The organism is Stenotrophomonas maltophilia (assembly GCF_023518235.1).
GTDB lineage: Bacteria > Pseudomonadota > Gammaproteobacteria > Xanthomonadales > Xanthomonadaceae > Stenotrophomonas.
Window position 1 is genome coordinate 3526480 of record NZ_CP090423.1, and the last position, 23797, is coordinate 3550276.

The 23797-nt window shown below is 68.5% G+C and carries 18 protein-coding genes; 5 read left to right on the forward strand and 13 right to left on the reverse strand.

All coding sequences use genetic code 11. The features are described 5' to 3' along the window. Window positions 1-59: 59 nt before the first annotated feature. Window positions 60-1898, reverse strand: a complete 1839-nt coding sequence (gene ilvD, locus LZ605_RS16485; RefSeq protein WP_249842532.1) for a dihydroxy-acid dehydratase — start codon at window positions 1896-1898, stop codon at window positions 60-62. A gap of 254 nt (window positions 1899-2152) precedes the next feature. On the opposite strand from ilvD, the gene LZ605_RS16490 reads away from it, so the two are divergent. Both LZ605_RS16490 and LZ605_RS16495 read left to right on the forward strand, forming a co-directional pair. Beyond that, a complete protein-coding gene (locus LZ605_RS16490) occupies window positions 2153-2722 on the forward strand; it encodes a DUF1190 domain-containing protein (protein ID WP_249842533.1) in 570 nt (189 codons plus the stop codon). A 7-nt stretch (window positions 2723-2729) separates the two neighbouring features. Next, complete coding sequence (locus LZ605_RS16495; protein ID WP_249842534.1) at window positions 2730-3908, forward strand: glutathionylspermidine synthase family protein; 1179 nt, start codon at window positions 2730-2732, stop codon at window positions 3906-3908. Window positions 3909-4148: 240 nt separating this feature from the next. Here the strand turns inward: LZ605_RS16495 and LZ605_RS16500 are convergent, their stop codons facing one another. From LZ605_RS16500 to baeS, 10 genes are all read right to left on the reverse strand, one after another. After that, on the reverse strand, window positions 4149-5447 hold the full coding sequence (locus LZ605_RS16500) for a DUF58 domain-containing protein (RefSeq protein ID WP_249842535.1): 1299 nt from the start codon (window positions 5445-5447) through the stop codon (window positions 4149-4151). After that, the gene (locus tag LZ605_RS16505; protein WP_249842536.1) at window positions 5444-6430 is read right to left on the reverse strand and encodes an AAA family ATPase; all 987 of its coding nucleotides are present in this window, start codon (window positions 6428-6430) and stop codon (window positions 5444-5446) included. Before LZ605_RS16505 ends, LZ605_RS16500 begins: the two co-directional genes overlap by 4 nt. Beyond that, window positions 6427-7611, reverse strand: a complete 1185-nt coding sequence (locus tag LZ605_RS16510) for a DUF4350 domain-containing protein (protein ID WP_249842537.1) — start codon at window positions 7609-7611, stop codon at window positions 6427-6429. The genes LZ605_RS16505 and LZ605_RS16510 overlap by 4 nt, the downstream gene beginning before the upstream one ends. After that, window positions 7608-9224: a DUF4129 domain-containing protein gene (locus LZ605_RS16515; protein WP_249842538.1), complete on the reverse strand. Its 1617-nt coding sequence runs from the start codon at window positions 9222-9224 to the stop codon at window positions 7608-7610. The genes LZ605_RS16510 and LZ605_RS16515 overlap by 4 nt, the downstream gene beginning before the upstream one ends. Further along, window positions 9214-10206 carry a stage II sporulation protein M gene (locus LZ605_RS16520; protein WP_249842539.1) on the reverse strand — a complete coding sequence of 331 codons (993 nt, stop codon included), beginning with the start codon at window positions 10204-10206 and terminating at the stop codon, window positions 9214-9216. Before LZ605_RS16520 ends, LZ605_RS16515 begins: the two co-directional genes overlap by 11 nt. Beyond that, a complete protein-coding gene (locus LZ605_RS16525; protein ID WP_249842540.1) occupies window positions 10203-10892 on the reverse strand; it encodes an RDD family protein in 690 nt (229 codons plus the stop codon). The genes LZ605_RS16520 and LZ605_RS16525 overlap by 4 nt, the downstream gene beginning before the upstream one ends. A gap of 123 nt (window positions 10893-11015) precedes the next feature. After that, window positions 11016-11546, reverse strand: a complete 531-nt coding sequence (locus LZ605_RS16530) for a gamma carbonic anhydrase family protein (protein WP_249842541.1) — start codon at window positions 11544-11546, stop codon at window positions 11016-11018. A gap of 149 nt (window positions 11547-11695) precedes the next feature. Then, window positions 11696-12517 (reverse strand): nucleotidyltransferase domain-containing protein, encoded by an 822-nt coding sequence (locus tag LZ605_RS16535; protein ID WP_249842542.1) that lies wholly within the window; start codon window positions 12515-12517, stop codon window positions 11696-11698. A 153-nt stretch (window positions 12518-12670) separates the two neighbouring features. Next, window positions 12671-13360, reverse strand: a complete 690-nt coding sequence (locus LZ605_RS16540; RefSeq protein WP_249842543.1) for a response regulator — start codon at window positions 13358-13360, stop codon at window positions 12671-12673. Continuing rightward, window positions 13357-14748 carry a sensor histidine kinase efflux regulator BaeS gene (gene baeS, locus LZ605_RS16545; RefSeq protein WP_249842544.1) on the reverse strand — a complete coding sequence of 464 codons (1392 nt, stop codon included), beginning with the start codon at window positions 14746-14748 and terminating at the stop codon, window positions 13357-13359. The genes LZ605_RS16540 and baeS overlap by 4 nt, the downstream gene beginning before the upstream one ends. A gap of 128 nt (window positions 14749-14876) precedes the next feature. On the opposite strand from baeS, the gene smeA reads away from it, so the two are divergent. The 3 genes from smeA to smeC are packed head-to-tail and all read left to right on the forward strand — an operon-like array spanning window position 14877 to window position 20647. Further along, window positions 14877-16073, forward strand: coding sequence for a multidrug efflux RND transporter periplasmic adaptor subunit SmeA (gene smeA / locus LZ605_RS16550; RefSeq protein ID WP_249842545.1), 1197 nt, complete (start codon window positions 14877-14879; stop codon window positions 16071-16073). Window positions 16074-16085: 12 nt separating this feature from the next. Continuing rightward, window positions 16086-19235, forward strand: coding sequence for a multidrug efflux RND transporter permease subunit SmeB (gene smeB, locus LZ605_RS16555; protein ID WP_249842546.1), 3150 nt, complete (start codon window positions 16086-16088; stop codon window positions 19233-19235). Next, the gene (gene smeC / locus LZ605_RS16560; protein ID WP_249842547.1) at window positions 19232-20647 is read left to right on the forward strand and encodes a multidrug efflux transporter outer membrane subunit SmeC; all 1416 of its coding nucleotides are present in this window, start codon (window positions 19232-19234) and stop codon (window positions 20645-20647) included. The genes smeB and smeC overlap by 4 nt, the downstream gene beginning before the upstream one ends. A gap of 245 nt (window positions 20648-20892) precedes the next feature. Here the strand turns inward: smeC and mnmG are convergent, their stop codons facing one another. Together mnmG and LZ605_RS16570 are read right to left on the reverse strand one after the other, a co-directional pair. Continuing rightward, window positions 20893-22782, reverse strand: a complete 1890-nt coding sequence (gene mnmG, locus LZ605_RS16565) for a tRNA uridine-5-carboxymethylaminomethyl(34) synthesis enzyme MnmG (RefSeq protein ID WP_249842548.1) — start codon at window positions 22780-22782, stop codon at window positions 20893-20895. A 490-nt stretch (window positions 22783-23272) separates the two neighbouring features. After that, on the reverse strand, window positions 23273-23746 hold the full coding sequence (locus tag LZ605_RS16570) for a hypothetical protein (protein ID WP_249842549.1): 474 nt from the start codon (window positions 23744-23746) through the stop codon (window positions 23273-23275). Window positions 23747-23797: the final 51 nt, after the last annotated feature.

The window sequence follows — 23797 nt, forward strand, 5'->3', positions numbered from 1 at the left end:
CCTTTCTGCGAAAGGGATCCGACCCCATGCTGTGATCCAGGCTCTGACCCCAGGGCCACTCAATCGCCCAGCAGGGCGGTGTTGCGCACCGCGCCCTTGTCGGCGCTGGTGGCCAGCAGGGCGTAGGCTTTCAGCGCGCTGGTAACCTTGCGCGGTCGCGGTGCACGCGGCGTCCAGCCACGCGCGTCAGCGTCGGCGCGGCGCTGGGCCAGGATGGCCTCGTCCAGCAGTAGATCGATGCGGCGTGCCGGGATGTCGATGCGGATGCGGTCGCCGTCTTCCACCAGACCAATCGTGCCGCCGCTGGCCGCTTCCGGCGAAACGTGGCCGATCGACAGGCCCGAGGTGCCGCCGGAGAAGCGGCCGTCGGTCAGCAGGGCGCACTGCTTGCCCAGCCCCTTCGACTTCAGGTAGCTGGTGGGGTACAGCATTTCCTGCATGCCCGGGCCGCCCTTCGGGCCTTCGTAGCGGATCACCACCACATCGCCGGCCTTCACTTCGTCGGCCAGAATGCCGGCCACGGCCGCGTCCTGGCTTTCATACACGCGCGCCGTGCCTTCGAACACGTGGATCGACTCGTCCACGCCGGCGGTTTTCACCACGCAGCCATCCACCGCCAGATTGCCGCGCAGCACCGCCAGCCCGCCTTCGGCCGAATAGGCATGCTCGACGCTGCGGATGCAGCCTTCGGCGCGGTCCACGTCCAGGGTGGGCCAGCGCGTGGCTTGGCTGAAGGCGACCTGGGTGGGAATGCCGGCCGGACCGGCGCGGAAGAACTGGTGCACGCTCTGCTCGTTGCTGACCGCCACGTCCCAGCGCTCGATGGCATCAGCCAGGGTGCGGCTGTGCACGGTCGGTACCGTGGTATCCAGCAGGCCGCCGCGCGCCAGTTCGCCGAGGATGCCGTACACGCCGCCGGCGCGGTGCACGTCCTCCATGTGGTACTTGGGCGTGTTCGGCGCCACCTTGCACAGCTGCGGCACGCGCCGTGACAGCGCATCGATGTGGGTCAGGTCGAAGTCGACCTCGGCTTCCTGCGCGGCGGCCAGCAGGTGCAGGATGGTGTTGGTGGAGCCGCCCATGGCAATGTCCAGGGTCATCGCGTTGGCGAACGCGGCCGGGGTGGCGATGCCGCGCGGCAGCGCGCTTGCTTCTTCGCCGCCGTACCAGCGGTGGCACAGTTCGACGATCAGGCGGCCGGCGCGCAGGAACAGCTGCTCGCGGTCGGCGTGGGTGGCCAGCGTAGTGCCATTGCCGGGCAGCGACAGGCCCAGCGCTTCGGTCAGGCAGTTCATCGAGTTGGCGGTGAACATGCCCGAACAGGAACCGCAGGTAGGGCAGGCGCTGCGCTCGAACGCGGCCACCTTCTCGTCGGAGGCGCTGTCGTCGGCGGCCACCACCATTGCATCGACCAGGTCCAGCTTGTGCTCGGACAGCTGGGTCTTGCCGGCCTCCATCGGGCCGCCGGAGACGAACACCACCGGGATGTTCAGGCGCAGCGCAGCCATCAGCATGCCAGGGGTGATCTTGTCGCAGTTGGAAATGCACACCAGCGCGTCGGCGCAGTGCGCGTTGACCATGTACTCCACCGAGTCGGCGATGATCTCGCGGCTGGGCAGCGAGTACAGCATGCCGTCGTGGCCCATGGCGATGCCGTCGTCCACGGCGATGGTGTTGAATTCCTTGGCGACGCCGCCGACCTTTTCGATCTCGCGCGCGACCAGCTGGCCGAGGTCCTTCAGGTGCACGTGGCCGGGCACGAACTGGGTGAAGGAGTTGGCGATGGCGATGATCGGCTTGTGGAAGTCGCCATCCTTCATGCCAGTGGCGCGCCACAGGGCGCGGGCACCGGCCATGTTGCGGCCAGCGGTGGAGGTGCGGGAGCGGTATTCAGGCATGGCTGGCGGAACGGGCGGGCCGTACGACGTGGGGGTCGGCCGATCATGGCCAATTTTTTCGGTTGCTGCTGCAACCACCCGTTCCGCTTGCGGCGGTGTGCCGACGGGGTCAGATCCCATCGCGGCGCGAAGGGATCTGACCCCACGGCCTGACGAAAATGAAAACCCGTTCATCTTTCGTACTTTGCTGATTCCGGTTGTTGGGGTGAATTTGGCATCATTGGGCTATTGATCCGTCGACAGGGCATGAGGCCATGAAACGTTCCCGCACCACCGCGCTGCTGCTGATGAGCGCCGCGCCGCTGCTGTTCACCGCCTGCCAGAAGGAGCCGGAGGTGAAGGTGCAGGAAGGCCTGTACACCTCCGTCGAGGCCTGCACCGAGGCCACCGGCGATCCGTCGTCGTGCCGCAATGCCTTCGCCGAAGCGCAGAAGCAGGCTGCCGATGCAGCGCCGAAGTACGCCAGCAAGGAAGCCTGTGAGCAGGACTACAAGCCGGAACAGTGCGTGCAGCAGCACACTTCGGCCGGCACCTCGTTCATCGGCCCGATGATGATGGGCTTCTTCATGTCGCAGATGCTGAGCAACCGCGGTGGCCTGGCCCCGCAGGCGCCGGCGGCGTCGCCGGCCTACCAGGACAAGAGCGCCGGCTGGGCGCGCCCGGCCCCGGGCGGCAGCGGTGGCCTGAACACCGCCAGCGGCATCGGCACCGGCAAGGCCGGCCTGGCGCCGGTCACCAGCGAGCCGAACCGGGCGGTCACCGCCAGCCGCAGCGGCTTTGGCAGCACCAGCGCCCGCCGCAGCGGCAGCAGCGTGGGCGGCTGATCGACCCATGCAGCGCATCCGGATTGCCGAGCGTGCCCAGTGGCGGGCACGCGCGGACGAAGCGGGTTTCCGCTTCCACACCATCGACGGCCAGCCGTACTGGGATGAAAGCGCGTACTACGCCTTCACCCTGCGCCAGATCGAACAGGACATCGAAGACCCCAGCGCCGAGCTGCACCAGATGGCGCTGGACCTGGTCGGCGATGTCATCGCCAGCGAACGGCTGATGGACCAGCTGGCGATTCCGTCGCACTACCGCGACTGGATCGCCGACAGCTGGCGTCAGCGCCAGCCGCACCTGTACGGGCGCCTGGACCTGGCCTACGACGGCACCGGTCCGGCCAAGCTGTACGAGCTGAACTACGACACGCCGACCTCGCTGTTCGAGGCCAGCTTCTTCCAGTGGCAGTGGTTGGAGGACCAGCGCAACGCCGGCCGCCTGCCGCAGCACGCCGACCAGTTCAACGCCATCCACGAGGCGCTGGTCGAACGCTTTGGCGAACTGGCCACGCAGCTGCCGCCGCCGCTGTACTTCAGCGCGGTGGGCAGCTCGGACGAGGATCGCGGCACGGTCGACTACCTGCGCGATTGCGCCTCGCAGGCGGGCCTGCATGGCCAGGCGATCGCCATCGAGGATATCGGCCTGTCCGAGGACGGCCGTTTCACCGCGCTGGACGATTCGGTGATCGGCACGCTGTTCAAGCTGTACCCGCTGGAAGACCTGATGGCCGAGGAATTCGGCCGCGCGCTGCCTGGTTCGGGCGTACAGCTGCTGGAACCGGCATGGAAGGCGGTGCTGAGCAACAAGGGCATCCTGCCGCTGCTGTGGCAGCGTAACGTGGGCCACCCGAACCTGCTGGAAGCGCACTTCGACGACGGCAGCACGCTGGCTTCGGGCTGGGTGCGCAAGCCGCTGTTCTCGCGCGAAGGTGCCAACATCTATATGCACCTGGCCGATGGCAGCACCCAGCGCAGCGACGGTCCGTATGACGGCCCGGCCATCATCCAGCGTGCGCATCCGCTCACCCGCTTCGAAGGTGGCTACCCGCTGATCGGCAGCTGGGTGATCGGCGACCACGCCTGCGGCATCGGCATCCGCGAGGACGACAGCGCGATCACCCGCGACAGCGCGCGTTTCGTGCCGCACGCGATCGTGGACGAGGCGCCGACGCGGATCTACGTCTGACGGTGGCAGGGCGGGTAGTGCCGGCCGCTGGCCGGCAACCGTTGTTGGTAGATGCCGACCTTGGTCGGCGCTGTGGGTTTCGTGCCAACCAAGGTTGGCACCTACCAGAGCGATGCGTCGGTTGTTGCAGTGGTAGTGCCGGCCGCTGGCCGGCAACCGTTGTTGGTAGATGCCGACCTTGGTCGGCGCTGTGGGTTTCGTGCCAACCAAGGTTGGCACCTACCAGAGTGATCGTTGGTATCAGAGCAACCCTTCGCGCTTCACCGCCAGGTAGCGCTCCACCAGCGCACCGGGCAGGGCGTCGGCGGTCACGTCCAGCACCATCACCTTCTCGCCGCGCAGCGCCTCGTGCGCCTTCGCGCGCTGTTGCAGATACAGGGCGGCGGCACCGGCGCGCGCGGCTTCCTCCAGCGTCTGCACCTCACCCTCCAGCGCGCCGTCCAGCTCGCGCTCGCGCAGGCTGGCCACGCACACCAGGTGGCGTCGCTGCAGCAGGCGCACGGCCGCCAGCAGGTCTTCGATGTCCTCGTCGCGCACGTTGCTGACCAGCATCACCAGCGCGCGCCGGCGCTGGCGCAGCGACACTTCGGTGGCCGCCGCCAGGTAGTCGGTGGCCACCGCGCGCGGTTGCAGGTCATAGCTGGCGCGCAGCAGATGCTCCACCGTGCCCATGCCACGCTGCGGCGCCACCCAGCGGCGCTCGCCGCCGGCGGCGAACAGGCCGGCCGCATCACCCTGGCGCAGCGCCAGGTACGCCACCACCAGCGAGGCGTTCAACGCATGGTCGAAGTGGGACAGTCCACCTTCGCTGGCCAGCATGCGCCGCCCGCTGTCGAGCATCAGCAGCAGCTGCTGGTTCTTTTCGTCCTGGTACTCGCGCGAGATCAGCTTGCGCGCCCGCGCGGTGGCCTTCCAGTCGAGCTGGCGCAGGCTGTCGCCCACCCGGTACTCGCGCATCTGATGGAAGTCGGTGCCTTCACCACGGCGACGCTTCACGTGCGCACCGACCAGCCGCGAGGCCTGGTCGGCACTGAACAACGCAAAGCGGGTGAGCGGCACGAAGTTTGGGTACACGCGCACGTCCAGCGTCGGCGGCAGGGTGCGTTGCTGCCACCACAGGCGCCATGGCGAGCGCATGCGCACGTGCACGCCTTCGAAGCGGAAGCGCCCACGCTGCAGCGGCTGCAGGTGGTAATGCAGGGTGGAGGCGGTGCCGGCCTGCAACCGCACGCGCTGCGGCAGCGATTCCAGCGGCCAGCCGCCCGGCACCAGGTCGAACACCTGCACGGTCATCGCCTGCGCTGCCTGCAGGCGCAGCGCGGCCTCACGGCGAACGCCCAGCGCCAGCGCCTCGGGCAGTTCGCGCTGCACCTGCGGCGATGGGCGCCGCCATTGCCGCCACAGGTCCAGCACCGCCAGCGTGGCCACCACCAGCGCGGCCAGTACCCAGCTCCAAGACGGCAGCCATCCGCCCACGACCAGGCCGCCCAGTGCAGCCCAGCCCAGCAACAGCGCCAGCAGCAGCGGGGCCGGCCTCATCGGCGCGGTGCTTCCACCTTGGCCAGCAGCGCGCCCAGCACGTCGTCGGCATCCTGCCCTTCGATCTGCAGTTCCGGTGCCAGCGCGATACGGTGGCGCAGCGCCGGGCGTGCAATGTCGCGTACGTCGTCCGGGGTGACGAAGTCACGACCGGCCAGCACGGCCTGCGCCCGCGATGCGCGCACCAGCGCGATGCTGCCGCGCGGGCCAGCGCCCACCGCGATGCCTGGCCACTGCCGGGTGGCGGCGACAATCCGCACTGCGTAGTCGATCACTTCGTCATCGATGCTGATCGCCGCGGTGGCACGCTGCAGTTCCAGCAGCTCGCCGGCTCCGAGCACTCGCGGCACCTGGCTCAGATCGAAATCGCTGGCGGCGCGGCCACGAGTGATCGCGGCCACCATGCGCTTCTCGTCCTCCAGCTGCGGGTAGTCGATCAGCACCTTCAACAGGAAGCGATCCAGCTGTGCTTCCGGCAGCGGGTAGGTGCCTTCCTGCTCAAGCGGATTCTGCGTGGCCAGCGCCATGAACGGCGGTGCCAGGGTGAAGGCCTTGCCTTCGATGGTCACCTGGCCTTCCTGCATCACTTCCAGCAGTGCCGACTGGGTCTTGGCCGGTGCGCGGTTGATCTCGTCGGCCAGCAGCAGATGGGTGAACACCGGCCCGCGGCGGATCTTGAAGCTCTCGCTCTTCGGGTCGTACACGGCGTGGCCGCTGACGTCGCTGGGCATCAGGTCCGGGGTGAACTGGACGCGGCCGTAGTCCAGCTCCAGCGCCTGGGCCAATGCCCGCACCAGCAGGGTCTTGCCCAACCCGGGCACACCCTCGATCAGCACATGGCCACCGGCCAGCAGGGCCACCAGGATCTGGTCCAGCACGTCGGCCTGGCCGATGAAGGCATGGCCGACGGCCTTGCGGATGGCATCGACGCGCTCGATCAGGCGGGCGTGGGCCGCTGCCGGCAGTTCGGGAACTTCGGTCATAGCAGGGATCTCATCTGGAGCAGCAAGCGGATGCGCTCGCGCAGGGCGGAGGAATCATGCGGTGGTGGCGGGGTCAGTGCGCTGGCAACGCGGCTGCGCGGCCAGGCCAGCAGTTCGGCGATGGCCTGTTCGCGCGGTGCGCCCTCCAGTGCGGCGGCGACCGGTGCGCGCAGGCGCAGGCGATGCAGGAACAAGGCGTGCACGGCGTCGTACAGACGCGCACCCTGGCCGAAACGCAGCAGCAGTTCACCGCTGGCGCGCACGTGTTCCAGCAGCGAGCGGCGCTCCAGCACCGGCGATGGCAACAGGCTGCCGAAGCGTTGCGAGCGGCCCCACAGCCAGCCCAGGATGGCCAGCAGCAGCGGTGCCCACAGCGGCCAGCCCTGATAGAACACGCGTGCCCACAGTGACGGCGGGCGGCTGGCATAGACCAGCCAGACGCTGCCTTTGCCGTAGTTCGGATCAAGCAGGTAACGGGTCAGGTCGCGGTGCGCACGATCGTGCAGTCCGTCGCTGGCGTTGCCGGCGGCGGCCGCCAGGCGCGCAGCAGGCGAATCCACCTCGCCGCGCATGAATGCCATGTCGGCCAGCACGCTCACCCGGCCCTGGCCATGGCGCAGGCGTGCGAACACCAGGTCGTGATCGCTGCCCCAGCGACGCTCGGCCTGCGCGCTGGCGGCAAAGCCCAGGGTGAAGCGCCGGCCTGTGCAGAATTCCACGTGGCCGGGATCATCCTGCACATGAAACGGCTGGCACTCGCTGCGCTGGAACAGGCTGTCCACGCCCAGCTGGTCCAGCAAGGGGCCCTGCGTGCTGCCGGCGTCATCTTCGGCCGGCGGTGGGGTGCGCACCAGCAGATGACCTCCTCGCCCGGCCCAGGCCAACAGCGCACGCGCCACCGGTGCGGGCAGTTCGCTGCTGTCCTGCAGCAGCACCACCGTGTCGTGCCGGCCCAGTGCCATCTGCTGCAGCTCCAGCCGGGGCCGTGCATGCACCTCGATACCGTCGGCGCGCAGCGCCTGGCCGAGCACATACAGCGGGTTGTAGGCGGCCTCGCCCTGCGCGGGCAGGGTGATGGTCTCGGTCACGCGCTCGTGCGTGCGCAGGTAGAGGATGGTCAGCGGTATGCCAAGCAGCACCAGCACACCCAGCAACAACGACCAGAACAGGCGCGGGCTCATGCCTGCCACCGGTATTGCTGGCGCAGCGTTGCGGCCAGCGCATCGAAGTCGCTGCGGTTGGGCAGGCGGCCACCATAGGCGGCGTACTGCCACATGCGCACGATGCGCGCGAACAGGTCACGGTCGGCAGCCTCGGGCATGCGCCGCGATGCGCGCAGGCACTGCGCTTCGGTGGCGCCGGGGGGCAGGGCGATGCCGCTGCGCTCACCCACGGTACGCACGCTGGCGCGGTACAACAGGGCCAACGCCTGCCGCGGCCGCCCCTGGTCCCACAGCAGGCCGGCCTGGGTGGCCACATCCGGTGGCAGCACGGCCGGCAGTTCCAGGTGATCTTCCACCACTTCTGGCGCGGCAACGACCTTGCGCCGGCCACTGCCACGCAGCCACGGCAGCCACACCCGGGCGGTCAGCAGCAGCACCAGCAACAGCACGCCCAGCAGACCCCACAGGCCCCACTCGGCCAGGCGCGCCAGCCAGGCGATGCCGCTGCTGCGGGCCTTGCGCTCACCGGTGTTGCGGCTGTCGCGCTGCAGCGCCTTGTCGTCCTTTTTCTTTTCCTCGGCCTGCTCGATCGGTTTCCAGTGTGTGACCTGGCGCGTCGGGCGCTGCAGTGGATCTTCATAGGCGCGGCTCACCGCCTGGCGGAACCCTGCGGTATCCACCGGTGCGGTGCCAAAGATGGTCGCCGGGGCGTTGGCCGGGTCATTGTCGGCCGTGGCGGCTTCCTCGTCCGGCGTGTCGTCCAGGCCCGTCTCGCTGGCCTCTTCTGCGCTCTGCGCTGCGTTCTGCGCGTGCACCGGCCCGACCGCCAGTGGCAGTGCCAGGCACAGCAGCAGGGCCAGCGTCGGGGCGACCGGCAGCAGGCGCCCACGCAGGCGGCGCAGCGCGATCTCCACGTCCCAGGCTTCCATCTGCGTGCGCCGGTTCAGATACAGGCCGAAGCCGGCACCGACGAAGAACGGGCCGATCAGCACCGAGGCCAGCCAGCACACCAGGTTGAAACCGAAGCGTGCCCAGGCCGGCGTGTCCTTGCCGATCACGTCCCACGCCGCGCGCCAGGATTCGGACATCAGCTCCAGCGGCATGAACATGAACACCGCGCCGATCGCGCCGGACACCAACACCGCTTCGAACACCATGCACAGCACCGTCAGCGCCGTCGCGGCGCCGGCCGCACCGGCGGCCACCGCGCGGCGGCGGGGGCCACGCTGGTTCGGCGCATTGCCTTCCAGCAGGTTCACCGGCAGGCACAGGCTGCGCAGCACACTGAAGCGGCGCCAGCCGAGGTAACCCCAGAATCCGCTGTGGCCCCAGCTGTGTTGCGCGCGCAGGGCGCCCACCGCCGTCACCGGTTCGCCGAAGATGCCGCGCGACAGCACGTACAGGGGCGCGCGCTCGAACAGCGGCTTGCACCACCACATGGCCAGCCACGCCCAGCCGAAGGCATCCAGCCACCAACCCACTGCATTGAAGATCACGAACAGCGGTGCACTGGCCAGCAGCCAGCTGCCCCATACCGCGCGGGCATGGCGGCGGGCCAGGGCGCTGCCCAGCTCCATCGCCTCCCAGCCGCTGCGTGCACGCAGCACTACGTCCAGGCGGTCAATCCGCATCGCCGCCTCCGCGCCCGCCACGCCACAGCCAGAGCAGCACGCCGGCCCACAACACGCCGGCCACGCTGAACTTGCCCCATGCCGGTACTTCGGCAATCGACGACCAGAACGCCTCGATGAACGCCGCCACCAGCAGCATGAAGGCCACGCCCAGGCACAGCCGCGCGCCGATGCGTCCGCCTTCGACCAGCGCGTCCAGGCGGCTGCGCCGGCCCGGCGCCAGCAGCTTCATGCCCAGCTGCAGGCCGGCGCCACCGGCAATCACGATGGCGGTGAGTTCGAAGGCAGCGTGGCCAACCACGAAGCGCCAGAACGGGTCGCCGTGGCCGATGTGCTGCAGGTGACCGGCCACCGAACCGAAGATCACGCCGTTGAACAGCAGCACCAGCAGCGTGCCCAGCCCGGCCAGCAGGCCGCTGGCAAAGGTGCGCAGGGCGATGCTGATGTTGTTCATGATGTAGTGGCCGAACATCATCCAGTCGGTGCCGCTGTCGCGGCCCAGGCGCTCGGCGGCCGGGTCGTACATGCGCTCCATCTCGGCGATCTGGCGGTTGTCCATCAGCTGATGGATCAGGTCCGGGTAGAGCTGCACCAGCACGAAGCAGGCCACGGTCGGCAGCGCGAACATCACCAGTGCCACGCCCATGCTGCGCGCCTGGCTGCGCACCAGCTGCGGGAAGCCGCCGACCAGGAATTCCAGTGCCGCACGCCAGCGCGTGGGCGGCGTGCGGTACAGCGCGCTGTGCCCGTGCTGCATCAGCTGCTGCAGGCGCTGTACCAGCTGCGGGCTGTAGCCACGCTCGCGGGCCAGGGCCAACTGTTGGCACAGGCGCCGGTAACGTTGCGGGAAGGCGGTATCGTCCAGGGCCAGTTCACTGGCCTGGCGGCGCCGGCGGCGCGACACATCTGCGCGCAGCCGCAGCCATTGCTCCAGGTCCTGCCATTCCTGCTGGTAACGGGCGACGAACTGCTCCTGCTTCATCGCCGCCCCAACAGCCAGTTGGCCATTGCATACAGGCGCAGCACGCCCACCTGGCCGTGGGTACCGGTGAGGGGTTCGGCAATGCCGGCCAGCTCCTGCTGGCGTGCCGGCGACAGCCGCGGCGCGCGCTCGGCGAAGGCCAGCACCGCGGCCTGTTCCTCCGGCCGCAGCGGCTGCGGCGGTACCAGCACGCTGTCGATGGTCGGGGGTGGCGGCAGGTACAGCGCCGGCGCGTGCACCACCACGGTGCCGGCCACCAGGTCGCCGAGGCGCCGGCCATGCGCGTCGAACAGGCTGCTGACCAGGCCCAGTGCGTAGCCGAACGGCAGCATGTCCACGGTGCGCAGAAGGTTACGGGTGATCGCCGCCATCCAGCCCACCGGCGCGCCATCGCGGGCGAGCACGCGCAGGCCCAGTGCGCGCTTGCCCAGGGTGCGGCCCCACAGCGCCTCGCAGATGATCGGGTAGAGCCAATAGACCAGGAACATCAGCGCCAGGTAGAGCCCGGAGCCGAACTCGTCCAGCAGCGCGAGCGGAAACGACATCACCACCAGCACGGCGAAGCGTATGCCGAGGTCGACCAGCCAGGCCATCGCCCGCGGCACCGGGCCGGCGGCCGGCAGCTGCAGCGGTACACCCTCCGGCGTCACCACCTCGCGGTAGGTGTCGAGCATCGGGGCGGCCATCAGCAGCGTGGCCTGGGGTGTGGGTGCGGGAGTCCTCTCCGGCAGGCAGCCACGGGCATGGGCGTCTCGACAGGTCCTGGTCGGGCCCAGACTTTAGCAGAGCCGCGTGGCGCTGTTGCCCGCTCAGGCCAGGTACTGGTCCTTCAGCCGCACGTAGTGGTCGGCCGAGTAGTGCAGCGATTCGATCTCCTTGTCGCTGAGCGTGCGTGCCGGACGTGCCGGGTTGCCGACCCACAGCTCGCCTTCGCCGACCACCTTGCCCGGGCCGACCACCGCACCGGCACCCACGAACGCATGGCGTTCCACCCGGGCACCGTCGAGGATGCAGGCGCCCATGCCGATCAGGCTGTAATCACCGATGGTGCAGGCGTGGATGATGCAACCATGGCCGACGGTCACGCCTTCGCCGATCAGGGTCGGGTAGCCGGCCTTGTTGTACGGGCTGTGGTGGCTGACATGGATGATGGTGCCGTCCTGCACGTTGGTGCGCGCGCCGATGCGCACGTAGTTGACGTCACCGCGGATGACCGTGCCCGGCCACACCGACACGTCTTCGGCCAGTTCCACGTCACCGATGACCGTGCAGGCCGGATCGATGTACACGCGCTCGCCGAGGATGGGCATCTTGTCGCGGAAGGGGCGCAGCGGGTTCATCGGTGTCTCCGGAAATCAGGTCGTTCGCGACGATGATACGCGGCAGAAGCATCGGTAGTGCCGGCCGCTGGCCGGCAACCCCATGAGCCCGACTGGATTTCCGCGATTGCCGGCCAGCGGCCGGCATTACCAGAAGCAGGTGCGGCCGCTCAGGTCGGCGCATGCTCGGCCAGCATCTGCCGGAACAGCCCGTCCAGCCAAGCGCTGTCGCCCTGGCCAGCAGGCAGGTGGGGGGCCTGCTCGGCACGGGCAGCCAGTTCACGATCGATGAAATCGCTGATCGCCGCGATGCGTGGTCCGGCACTGACCTCGGCACTGGCGCGTTTAACCGCCAGCAGGCCATCGATGGCTTCACGCACCGGGCCGTGCGGCAGCAGCCGGTCCAGCAGATCCTCGAAGGCCATCGGCGGGGGTGTCCGTTCGTGTTCGATCCACTGGCAGGCCAGCAGCGGGCGCAGCACGTACAGGTACTTCTTCGTACGCACCGTGTCACCACGCAGGTAACCGCGATGGTTCGAGCGCGCCATGTTGAAGTAGTGCCACCACGTGCCAAGGGGTGAATAGAACGACTCAGCAGCCTTCCACAACTGCGACACCGCGGTGTGATCCTGCTGGTAGATGATCGGCGAACGCAGCCATTCGATCAGTGTCGGATTGGATTTTGAGACCAGCCGCAGTGCCTTGCGCAGGTCCCAGCCGCTGACGTCGAGCTCATCGTCGATCGGCAGTTCGATCACATCGCGCTGCGCTTCGCCGGGACCGGTGCTCTCGTTGACGCTGAGATACCACGGCTGGCGGTGCACGTAGATGAAACGCGCGTCGTAGTCGCTGTCCGGTGAGGAAAAGCCCCAGCCACGGCTGCCCGATTCGCAGGCCAGCAGCACGCGCACGTCGTGGCGTCGTTCGATCTCGGCCAGGGTGGAAAGGATGGCGGCGCGCTTGTCCGGCGCGATCGGGTGGATGTCGTCCATGCAGTCGTGTTGATAGTCGAGCGTGCTCGACTGTAACGCAGGTGTGCATCGCTGCGCCCGCCGGGCATGGCCCGGCGTTACCGGCGCAGGGGGGCGACATTCGCCGGCGAGGCCTGGCGGGGGGGGGCGCCGGGCCGTGCCCGGCGAACGCGATCACGGCTCGTAGCTGTACCCCATTCCATACACCGAACGGATCGGATCTTCGTCCATGCCGGCGTCGGCCAGCTTGCGGCGCAGGTTGCGCACGTGGCTGTCGACGGTGCGGTCGACTACCACCCGATGGTCCAGGTACAAGCGGTCGAGCAGTTCATCGCGCGCCCATATCCGGCCCGGCGTGGCCAGCAGGGTGCGCAGCAGGCGGTACTCCACCGGGGTCAGGTCCAGCCCCTTGCCGTTCCAGGTGGCGCGCGCGGCCGGCTCATCGATGCACAGGCCGGCCCTGGCACGCGTGGCCGGATCGGGACGGTAGCGGCGCAGCACCGCCACCACCCGCGCCACCACCTCGCGCGGGCTGAACGGCTTGCAGATGTAGTCGTCGGCGCCGATCTCCAGGCCCAGCAGGCGATCGATCTCCTCCACCCGCGCGGTCACCATGATCACCGGTACATCGCTGCTGGCGCGCAGTTCGCGGCACAGGTCCACGCCATCGCGCTGCGGCAGCATCAGGTCCATCAGCACCAGGTCCGGCTGGTAGCGCGCAAACGCCTCGATCACCTGGCCGCCGTCGTCCACCCAGTGGCTGGCCATACCGGCGGCGGCCAGGTAGTCGCGCAGCACCGAGGCCAGGCGCGGCTCGTCCTCGACAATCAGGATCTTCGCGGCGTCGGCGGGGGACGTGCTCATGCAGGCTCCGGCAGGATGATGACCACGCGCAGGCCACCCAGTGGCGACGGTTCGGCGTGGATGTGGCCGTGGTGGGCGAGGATGATGTTGTGGCTGATCGCCAGGCCCAGCCCACTGCCGCCGCTGGCGCGGTTGCGCGAGCTTTCCACCCGGTAGAAGCGCTCGAACAGCAGTGCGCACTTGTCGGCCGGCACGCCCGGCGCGGTGTCTTCCACGATCAGCTGCACGCCGGCCGGCACGCGCGCAGCCTGCACGTGTACGTGGCCACCGGTGTGGGTGTAGCGCAGCGCATTTTCCAGCAGGTTGGCCAGTACCTGCTGCAGGCGCCGTTCGTCACCGGACACCTGCAACGGCGTGGCGGGCAGGTCTTCTTCCAGTGCCAGACCTGCATGGGCGAAGCGCACACGCATGCCATTGAGCTCGCTGCGCAGCAGTGCGCCCAGGTCCAGCGGCGCGAAGCGGTAGGCCAGGCCGCCGGACTGGGTCATCGACAGGTCGTGCAGATCGTCGACCAGCTTGCCCAGCTGGCGGATCTCACCCTGCAGGGCGCCGAGGTTGGTGCGGTCCAGCGGGCGGATGCCATCTTCGATCGCCTCCAGCTCGGCGCGCACCACCGCCAGCGGTGTGCGCAGCTCGTGCGAGATATCGGCGATGAAGGCGCGGCGGTTGCGTTCGGTATCGTCCAGCGCCTGCGCCATCCGGTTGAAGTCGTTCACCAGCGCATCCAGTTCATCATCGCTGGTGCGCTCGATGCGGGTGGCGTAATCGCCGGCGGCCAGACGGTGCGTGGCCGCAGCCAGTTTGGCCAGGCGCTGCCGCAGCGCGCGCGAGACCAGCCAGGCCAGCAGCACGGTCACCAGCAGCAGTGAAATGCCGATCACCCACCAGGCGCGCACCTGGGTGTTGTAGAAATTCAGATCGTTGGTGGCGATGACGGTCTGGAACGGCACCATGCCCAGCCAGCCCACGGTCTGCCCGTCCACCTGCACCGCATGCGGTTCGTCATCGCTGGTGGCGTCCGGGTTGCCGGCCACCCAGCGGTGCTGCGCATCGAACAGGCCCAGCCGCGAGGGCACGCCGGTCTGGTCGGACAGCGGGGGCACGGGGCCTTCGTGGCCATGGGCCAGATCCGGCCGCAACATGCGTGCCCAGCGATCGGCATTGCCGCGCAGGTGCTCCCAGCCGCTGTGCTCGCGGAACTCGCGCTGCAGGTGCGGCATCAGGCGCTGCATGCGCAGGTCGCCCTGGTCGTTGAGGTAATCCAGGAAGCCGGTCTGGAAGGCCACGCGGCTGGCAATGCCGTTCACTGCCAGCACCAGCAGGCAGGCGGTGAAGATCGCGAGGAAGGTCTTCGCGGTCAGGCCGAATGTGAGTCGAATCTTCGCCATTGCCGGGCCATTAGCGGCGCATGCAGCGCTGAAAGCAAGCGCCAGCTGAGCCGGTCGCACAATCTCCATATTCTCTGCACAGTTTCACGGCAGCGTGCCGGGGTCAACGCAAGGCCCCCACGCCCCCCATGCCACTCCTGCGCTCGCTTTTACGTACGTCCCGTCCACTGCTGTTGCCCCTGCTGCTGGCCCTGGCGGCCTGCTCGGCAGGCAGGACCGACGCCCCGGCCACGCCCGAGGTCGGCGTCATCACGGCCAGTGCGCAACCGCTGGCGTTGCAGCAGACGCTGCCGGGCCGGGCGGTGCCGTTCGAGATCTCCGAGGTGCGCCCGCAGATCGGTGGTCTGATCCGCCAGCGGCTGTTCACCGAAGGCCAGCAGGTCAAGGCGGGGCAGCTGCTGTACCAGGTCGATCCGGCGCCCTACCAGGCGGCGTTCGATACCGCCCGTGGCCAGCTGGCGCAGGCCGAGGCCACCGTGCTGTCGGCGCAGCCGAAGGCCGAGCGCACCCGCGCGCTGCTGGGCATGGATGCAGCCAGCAAGCAGGATGCCGACGATGCCACCTCGGCATTGAAGCAGGCACAAGCCAACGTGATTGCAGCGCGCGCGGCAGTGCAGGCCGCGCGCATCAACCTCGACTACACCCGCGTGACCGCCCCCATCGACGGTCGCATCGGCACCTCCAGCGTGACCGCTGGTGCGCTGGTCGCCGCCGGCCAGGACGCCGCGCTGGCCACCATCCAGCGGCTGGACCCGGTGTACCTGGATGTCACCCAGTCCAGTACGCAGATGCTGGCGCTGCGCAAGCAGCTCGACGCCGGCCTGGTGAAGGCCATCGATGGCAAGGCGCAGGTGAAGGTGCTGCTGGAGGACGGCAGCACCTATGCGCATGAAGGCACCCTGGAGTTCGTCGGCAGCGCGGTCGATCCGGGCACCGGCAACGTCGTGCTGCGCGCGGTCATTCCGAACCCGGAGGGCCTGCTTCTGCCGGGCATGTACCTGAAGGCGGTGCTGCCGATGGCCACCGACGCGCGCGCGCTGCTGGTACCGCAGAAAGCGGTGCTGCGCAACGAGCGCGGCGAGCCGCTGCTGCGCCTGCTCGATGCCAGGGACCACGTGGTCGAGCGCCGGGTCAGCACCGGCCAGGTAGTCGGCAACCTGTGGCAGATCACCGACGGCCTCAAGGCCGGCGAACGGGTGATCGTCAGCAACGGCAGTGCGGTATCGCTGGGCCAGCAGGTCAAGGCGGTGGCGGCCACGACGGCGCAGCTGGCAGCGATGCCGGCGATCGACCCGAACGGCAACACCGACGAAAAGTCGCACTGAGGTCTGCCACGCATGGTTCGTTTCTTCATCGACCGGCCGATCTTCGCCTGGGTGATCGCCATCGCGGTCAGCCTGCTCGGCCTGCTTGCGATCCTGATCCTGCCGGTGGACCGCTATCCGCAGATCGCGCCACCGACCATCACCATCCGCGCCACCTACACCGGCGCTTCATCGCAGACCGTGGAAAACGCGGTCACCCAGGTCATCGAGCAGTCGCAGCAGAGCCTCGATCACCTGATGTACATGACCTCCACCAGTGCCTCCGACGGCTCGGCGCAGGTCAACCTGGTGTTCGCCACCGGCACCAATCCGGACACGGCGCAGGTGCAGGTGCAGAACCAGCTGCAGGCCGCCATGGCCACGCTGCCGCAGGCGGTGCAGCAGAACGGCCTGACCATCACCAAGTCCAGTGGTTCGATCTTCGAGGTGCTGTCGTTCACCAGCGAAGACGGCAGCATGGACAACTTCGACGTTGCCAACTTCATGGAAGCGCGCATCGACGACCAGATCAGTCGCGTCAGTGGTGTCGGTAACATCCAGCCGATCGGCCAGGAGTACGCCATGCGCATCTGGCTGGACCCGGAGAAGATGCGCCAGTACGCCTTGATGCCCTCGGACATCGAGAGCGCGCTGCAGGCGCAGAACACCGATGTCTCCGCCGGTGAACTCGGCGGCCAGCCGGCGCTGAAGGGCCAGCAGCTCGACGCCACGGTGACCGCGCGCAGCCGCTTGCACACCCCTGAGCAGTTCGCGCAGGTGGTGCTCAAGGCCGATGCCAACGGCAGCGTGGTGCATCTGGGCGATGTGGCGACGATCGGCCTGGGTCCGGAGAGCTACGACAGCATCAGCACCTTCAACGGCAAGCCGTCGGCGTCGCTGGGCATCGAACTCAATGCCGGTGCCAACGCCATCGCCGTGTCCAAGGCCATCGATGCACGGCTCCAGCAGCTGCAGAAGTACTGGCCGCATGGCTACACCGCCCACGTGGCGTTCACCACCACTCCGTTCGTGACCATTTCGCTGAAGGAAGTGGTGATCACCCTGATCGAGGCGATCATCCTGGTGGTGCTGGTGATGTACCTGTTCCTGCAGAACTGGCGCGCCACCCTGATCCCGACCATCGCGGTGCCGGTGGTGCTGCTGGGCACGTTCGGCGTGCTGGCCGCGTTCGGCTATTCGATCAACACGCTGACCATGTTCGCGCTGGTACTGGCCATCGGCCTGCTGGTGGACGATGCCATCGTGGTGGTGGAGAACGTGGAACGGGTGATGACCTTCGAAGGGCTGGCGCCGAAGCCGGCCACGCTGAAGGCGATGGGCCAGATCACCGGCGCGCTGGTCGGCATCGTGCTGGTGCTGACCGCGGTGTTCCTGCCGATGGCGTTCTTCAGCGGTGTCACCGGGGTGATCTACCGCCAGTTCTCGGTGACCATTGCTGCAGCGATGATCCTGTCGGTGCTGGTGGCGATGACCATCACCCCGGCGCTGTGCGGCAGCATCCTGCACCCGATTCCCAAGGGCGGGCATCCGCACGGCGACCACGGCGGCGAACCGAGCCTGCTGGGCAAGTTCTTCATCTGGTTCAACCACCGCTTCGAGCGCACCTCGAACGGCCTGCGCCGGCGTGTGGATGGTTTCCTGGGCCGGCGCACGCTGGGCGTGGTGTTCTACCTGGTGCTGAGCGTGGTCACCGGCCTGCTGCTGTGGCACCTGCCGGGCGCGTTCCTGCCTGATGAAGACCAGGGCATGCTCAACGCGCTGGTGAAGCTGCCGGCCGGCGCCACGCTCGAACAGACCCGTGCGGTGATGGACCGCCTCAGCGCAGCGGCGGTGAAGGATGACAGCGTGCTGTCGATCCAGGCCACCGCCGGCTTCAGCGTGACCGGCAGCGGCCAGAACGTCGGCCAGGCCTTCATCCGCCTGAAGGACTGGGATGACCGCAAGGACGATGCCGATACCATCGCGGCACGGCTGACGCAGGCGATGGCCGGCGTGCCCGATGCGCAGGTGTTCATCACCTCGCCGCCGGCCATCCTTGGCCTCGGTGATGCCGGCGGCTTCACCCTGGAGCTGCAGGACGAAGGCGGTGCCGGCCATGCGGCCGCCGTGGCTGCGCGCAATACGTTGCTGAAGGAAGCCGCCAGGGATCCGAAGCTGGTCAACGTGCGCTATGCCAGCCTGGAAGACGCGCCGGTATACGCGGTGAAGGTGGACGACGCCAAGGCACAGGCGATGGGCGTGAACCCGCAGGACATCAATGACACCCTGAATGCCGCGCTGGGCGGCGACTTCGTCAACAACTTCATCTACAAGGGCCGCATCAAGAAGGTGTTCATCCAGGGCACCGCCGAAGCGCGCATGCAGCCGCAGGACATCGAGCGCTGGAGCGTGCGCAACCAGGCCGGGCAGATGGTGCCGCTGTCATCGCTGGTCAGCGCGCACTGGACCAGCGCACCGGCCGCACTGCAGCGCTACAACGGCATCTCGGCGATGGAGATCACCGGCCAGCCGGCGCCGGGCGTCAGCTCCGGTGAGGCGATGGCCGAGATCGCGCGCCTGGCCGACACATTGCCGGAAGGCTTCAGCCACGCCTGGTCGGACATGGCCTACCAGGAACAGCTGTCGGGCAACCAGGCGCCGATGCTGTACGCCATCTCGCTGCTGTTCGTGTTCCTGTGCCTGGCCGCGCTGTATGAAAGCTGGGCGGTGCCGTTCGCGGTGATGCTGGCGGTGCCGGTGGGCGTGTTCGGCGCGGTGCTGATGATGAACCTGCGCGGCCTCAACAACGATGTGTACTTCCAGGTCGGCCTGCTGACCACGATTGGCCTGGCGGCCAAGAACGGCATCCTGATCGTCGAGTTCGCGCGCATCCTCGAACAGCAGGGCAGGAGCACCCGCGAGGCGATCCTGCAGGCGGTCTACCTGCGGCTGCGGCCGATCGTGATGACTTCGCTGGCGTTCCTGATGGGCGTGCTGCCGCTGGTGTTCGCCAGCGGCGCCGGCTCGGCCGCACGTCGTTCGCTGGGCACCGGCGTGGCCGGCGGTACGGTCGCCTCGATGGTGCTGGGCATGTTCTTCGTGCCGTTGTTCTACCTGCTGGTGCGCCGCCTGTTCCCGGGCCGCGCGCCGGCCGAAGCCACTGCCGCGGAGGCAAGCCCATGAAGCCGATGCTGCTGCGCGCCCTGGCGGCCGCAACGATGACCACCGTGCTCGGTGGCTGCATGAGCATGGCCCCGCATTACCAGCGGCCCGAGCCCCCGGTGCCGGTGCAGTTCGGCAATGCCGCCACCGGCGAGGCCGACCCGGCGTTGGCGATGCCGGCATGGCGCGAGGTGTTCCTCGAACCGCGCCTGCAGCAGGTAATTGCGCTGGCGCTGCAGAACAACCGCGACCTGCGTGTGGCGGTGCTGCAGGTGGAGAAGGAGCGCGCGCAGTACCGCATCCAGCGCGCAGCGCTGCTGCCATCGGTGGATGCCGGCGGCAGCGTCACCCGTTCGCGGGTCAGTGATGCCAACAGTGAGACCGGGGCCACCCAGGTGACCGAGTCCGACGCGGTGCAGGTCGGCATCAGCAACTGGGAGCTGGACCTGTTCGGGCGCATCCGCAGCCTGAAGAACGAAGCCCTGCAGAACTGGCAGGCCAGTGCCGAGAACCAGCGTGCGGCGCGCACCAGTCTGGTGGCCGAAGTGGCCACGGCATGGCTGGCGCTGGCCGCCGATGGGCAGTCGCTGGCATTGACGCAACAGACGCTGGACAGCCAGCAGCAGACCCTGCAGCGCACCGAAGCCCGTCATGCGCAGGGGCTGGCCTCGGGACTGGACCTGTCGCAGGTGCAGACCAGCGTGGAAGCCGCGCGCGGCGCGCTCGCCAAGCTGCAGACGCAGCAGGCTCAGGATCGCGATGCATTGCAGCTGTTGGTGGGGTCGCCGCTGGATCCGGCCCTGCTGCCGACCGCGCAGGCGCTGGAGGGCAGCGTGGCACTGGCGCCGTTGCCGGCCAACCTGCCCTCTAGCGTGCTGCTGCAACGCCCGGACGTGTTGTCCGCCGAACACGCGCTGCAGGCGGCCAATGCCGATATCGGTGCCGCACGCGCGGCGTTCTTCCCCACGCTGGCCCTGACCGCCAACTACGGCCACAGCTCTGCCGCGCTGTCGACGCTGTTCTCGGCTGGTACCCGTGGCTGGTCGTTCGCGCCCAGCATCACCGCGCCGATCTTCCATGCCGGCGCACTGAAGGCCTCGCTGGATGCCTCGAAGATCGGCAGGGACATCGGCATCGCGCAGTACCAGAAGGCGATCCAACAGGCGTTCAGTGAAGTGGCCGATGCGCTGGCCACGCGCGATCACCTGACCGCGCAGATGGACGCGCAACGCGCGCTGGTGGCTGCCAGCCAGCGCAGCTACACGCTGGCCGATGCGCGTTACCGCACCGGGCTGGACGGCTACCTGCAGTCGCTGGACGCACAGCGCAACCTGTATGCCGCGCAGCAGGACCTGATCGCGTTGCAGCAGCAGGAGGCGGGCAACCGGGTGACGTTGTTCAAGGTACTGGGCGGCGGCGCCGACGCACGGTAGCGCGTTCGCCAATGTGGGTGCGTCTTCCGCTCCGGTGGGTGCCGGTCTTGGTCGGCACGGAGGCCTTGATCCACGCATGGCGTGGATCTACCGGGGCGGGAGGTTCTGGTAGGTGCCGACCTTGGTCGGCACACATGCCATGCAGCATCGCGATCGGATGATTTGTGTCGACCAAGGTCGACACCCACCGGAGCAGAGTCATGTGCCGACCAAGGTCGGCACCCACCAGAAGCAGGTTCGACCGCTTACGCCACGCGCCCGCGTCGCGCGCGTTCCAGGTGCACCAGCAGCAGCGAGATCGCCGCCGGGGTCATGCCCGGAATGCGCTGTGCCTGGCCGATGGTCTGCGGGCGCACGCGCTCCAGCTTCTGCAGCGCTTCGGCCGACAACCCGCGCACCGTCGCATAGTCGAACGCCTCGGCAATCGGCGTGGCTTCATGCCGCTGCTGGCGCTCGATCTCTTCGCGCTGGCGGTCCAGGTAGCCGGCGTACTTCACGCCGATCTCCACCTGTTCGGCCACCTTGCCGTCGGCCACCGCCGGGCCCAGCGACGGCACCTGCATCAGCTGCGCGTAGTCCAGCTCGGGACGCTTGATCAGGTCCAGCACGTTGGTTTCGCGGCTGACCGCCACGCCCAGCGTTTCCTGCACTTCACGGCCCAGCGCATTGGCCGGGGTCGCCCACAGCGCGCCCAGCCGCGCACGCTCGGCGGCGACGGCGGCCTGCTTGGTTTCGAACGCGCTCCAGCGGCGGTCGTCGACCAGGCCCATTTCGCGGCCGGTCGGGGTCAGTCGCTGGTCGGCATTGTCCTCGCGCAGCTGCAGGCGGTACTCGGCGCGGCTGGTGAACATGCGGTACGGCTCGTTGGTGCCGTGGGTGATCAGGTCATCCACCAGCACGCCCAGGTACGCCTCGTCGCGACGCGGGCACCAGCCATCCAGCCCGCGCACCTGGCGTGCGGCGTTGAGGCCGGCCAGCAGGCCCTGCGCGGCGGCTTCCTCATAACCGGTGGTGCCGTTGATCTGGCCGGCGAAGAACAGGCCGTTGACCAGTTTGGTCTCCAGCGAGGCCTTCAGTCCGCGCGGGTCGAAGAAGTCGTACTCGATCGCATAGCCGGGGCGGGTGATGTGCGCGTTCTGGAAACCGACGATGCTGCGCACCATCTCCAGCTGCACGTCGAACGGAAGCGAGGTGGAGATGCCGTTGGGGTAGATCTCGACGATGCCCAGGCCTTCGGGTTCGACGAAGATCTGGTGGCTGGCCTTCTCGGCGAAGCGCACCACCTTGTCTTCGATGGACGGGCAGTAGCGAGGACCGATGCCTTCGATCTGGCCGCTGTACAGCGGCGAGCGGTGCAGCGCGTCGCGGATGATCTGGTGGGTCTGTTCGGTGGTGTGGGTGATCCAGCAGCTGACCTGCTGCGGATGCTCGTCCACCGAACCGAGGAAGGACATCACCGGCCGCGGCGTGTCGCCGGGCTGCTCGTCCATCACGCTGTAATCCAGCGAGCGGCCATCGATGCGCGGCGGCGTGCCGGTCTTCAGGCGGTCGACCTGGAACGGGCGCTCGCGCAGGCGCGCGGCCAGCGTGGTGGCCGGCGGATCGCCCATACGGCCGGCAGCGTACTGGGTGGGGCCGACGTGGATCTTGCCGGCCAGGAAGGTACCGGCGGTCAGCACCACCGCCTCGGCGTCGAAGCGCAGGCCGGTCTGGGTGATGACCCCGCGCACGGCGTCGCCTTCGATGACCAGGTCATCCACGGCGGCCTGGAACACGGTCAGGTTGGCCTGGCCTTCCACGATGGCGCGGATCGCCATGCGATACAGGTTGCGGTCGGCCTGGCAGCGGGTGGCGCGCACGGCCGGGCCCTTGGAGGCGTTCAGGGTGCGCCACTGGATGCCGGCACGGTCGGCGGCGTGGGCCATGGCCCCGCCCAGGGCATCGATCTCCTTCACCAGATGGCCCTTGCCGATGCCGCCGATGGCCGGGTTGCAGCTCATCGCGCCCACCGTTTCGATGTTGTGGGTCAGCAGCAGGGTGCGCACGCCGGTGCGGGCTGCGGCCAGCGCGGCTTCGGTGCCGGCGTGGCCACCGCCGATGACGATGACGTCGTAACGATGGAAGGACGGGTTCATGGAGGCTGTTCAGCTGGGGGCGGGCGCGACCGGGGGCGGCGCCGGGGTGGCGATTTTAGCGCCAATCGGGGTGGCGTCGTCGGCGCCATCGGGCCGGCGACGAAATCAACACTAAAGTTGGCAGGTTTTTTGCGGATAACCCAATAGCACCCACCGTGGCTGGCGCCGCAGGCGCCCGTGACCGGAATTGGAACAGGGGCCGGTACAGGCGCACGGTGGGGGAGCAGAGGGCCGGCAGTCGGGGGACTGTCCGGCCCTGTTTTTTTGCGGGCGTCCCGGGCACCCAAAACAAACGGCCCCGCGATGCGGGGCCGTCTGCCATCAGAGGTGCCGACATCCGACAGGGCCGGAACAGGGGGGATCCAGATGTTCCTGTCGGATATCGACGTAGAGCTGTTTGCGACGGCCCATGTCGTTTTTGTCACTTTGTGACGCGGGCCGTCACTGTCCCCGTAGATTGCGGCTTGGACCGTGTGAAATGCAAGACGGTTCAGCGCTCAAGTGTGCGCTGCGTCCCACGATCCATGTTGCGCCAGGGGGAACCGTTCATCCTCGGCGCGCTCGGTGCCGGCGCCGGGCGTGCCGGCGGCGCCGGTCGGGGCATGTCCGCCTGCGGCGGGCGTCGCATCGAGTCCATGTTGCGCCAGGGCGAACCGCCATTGTTCGGGCGCGGCGGCGGCCGATGCTCGCCCCCGTTGCCCGGCGGACGCGGCGGCGGCCGGTGGTTGTGCGGCGGGCGGTAGACCGGGCGCGAGTAGTACGGATAGCCGTAGCCGCCATAATAGCCGCCGTAGCCTCCGTAATAGGGGCCGTAGTTGTACGGATAGCCGGCCGGGTAGCGGTACTCCACCGACGGCGCGCCGTGGTAGTAGCTGCCACTGCGTCCGCCGCCGACGTAGTCGTAGGTGGTGCAGCCGGTCAGGGCCAGCAACAGGCCACCGGCAAGCAACAGGCGCGTTTTCATCGTGGGTCCCCCCAGAGGACGGGTGTGAGGCCAGCTTCATGCGCGGGCATT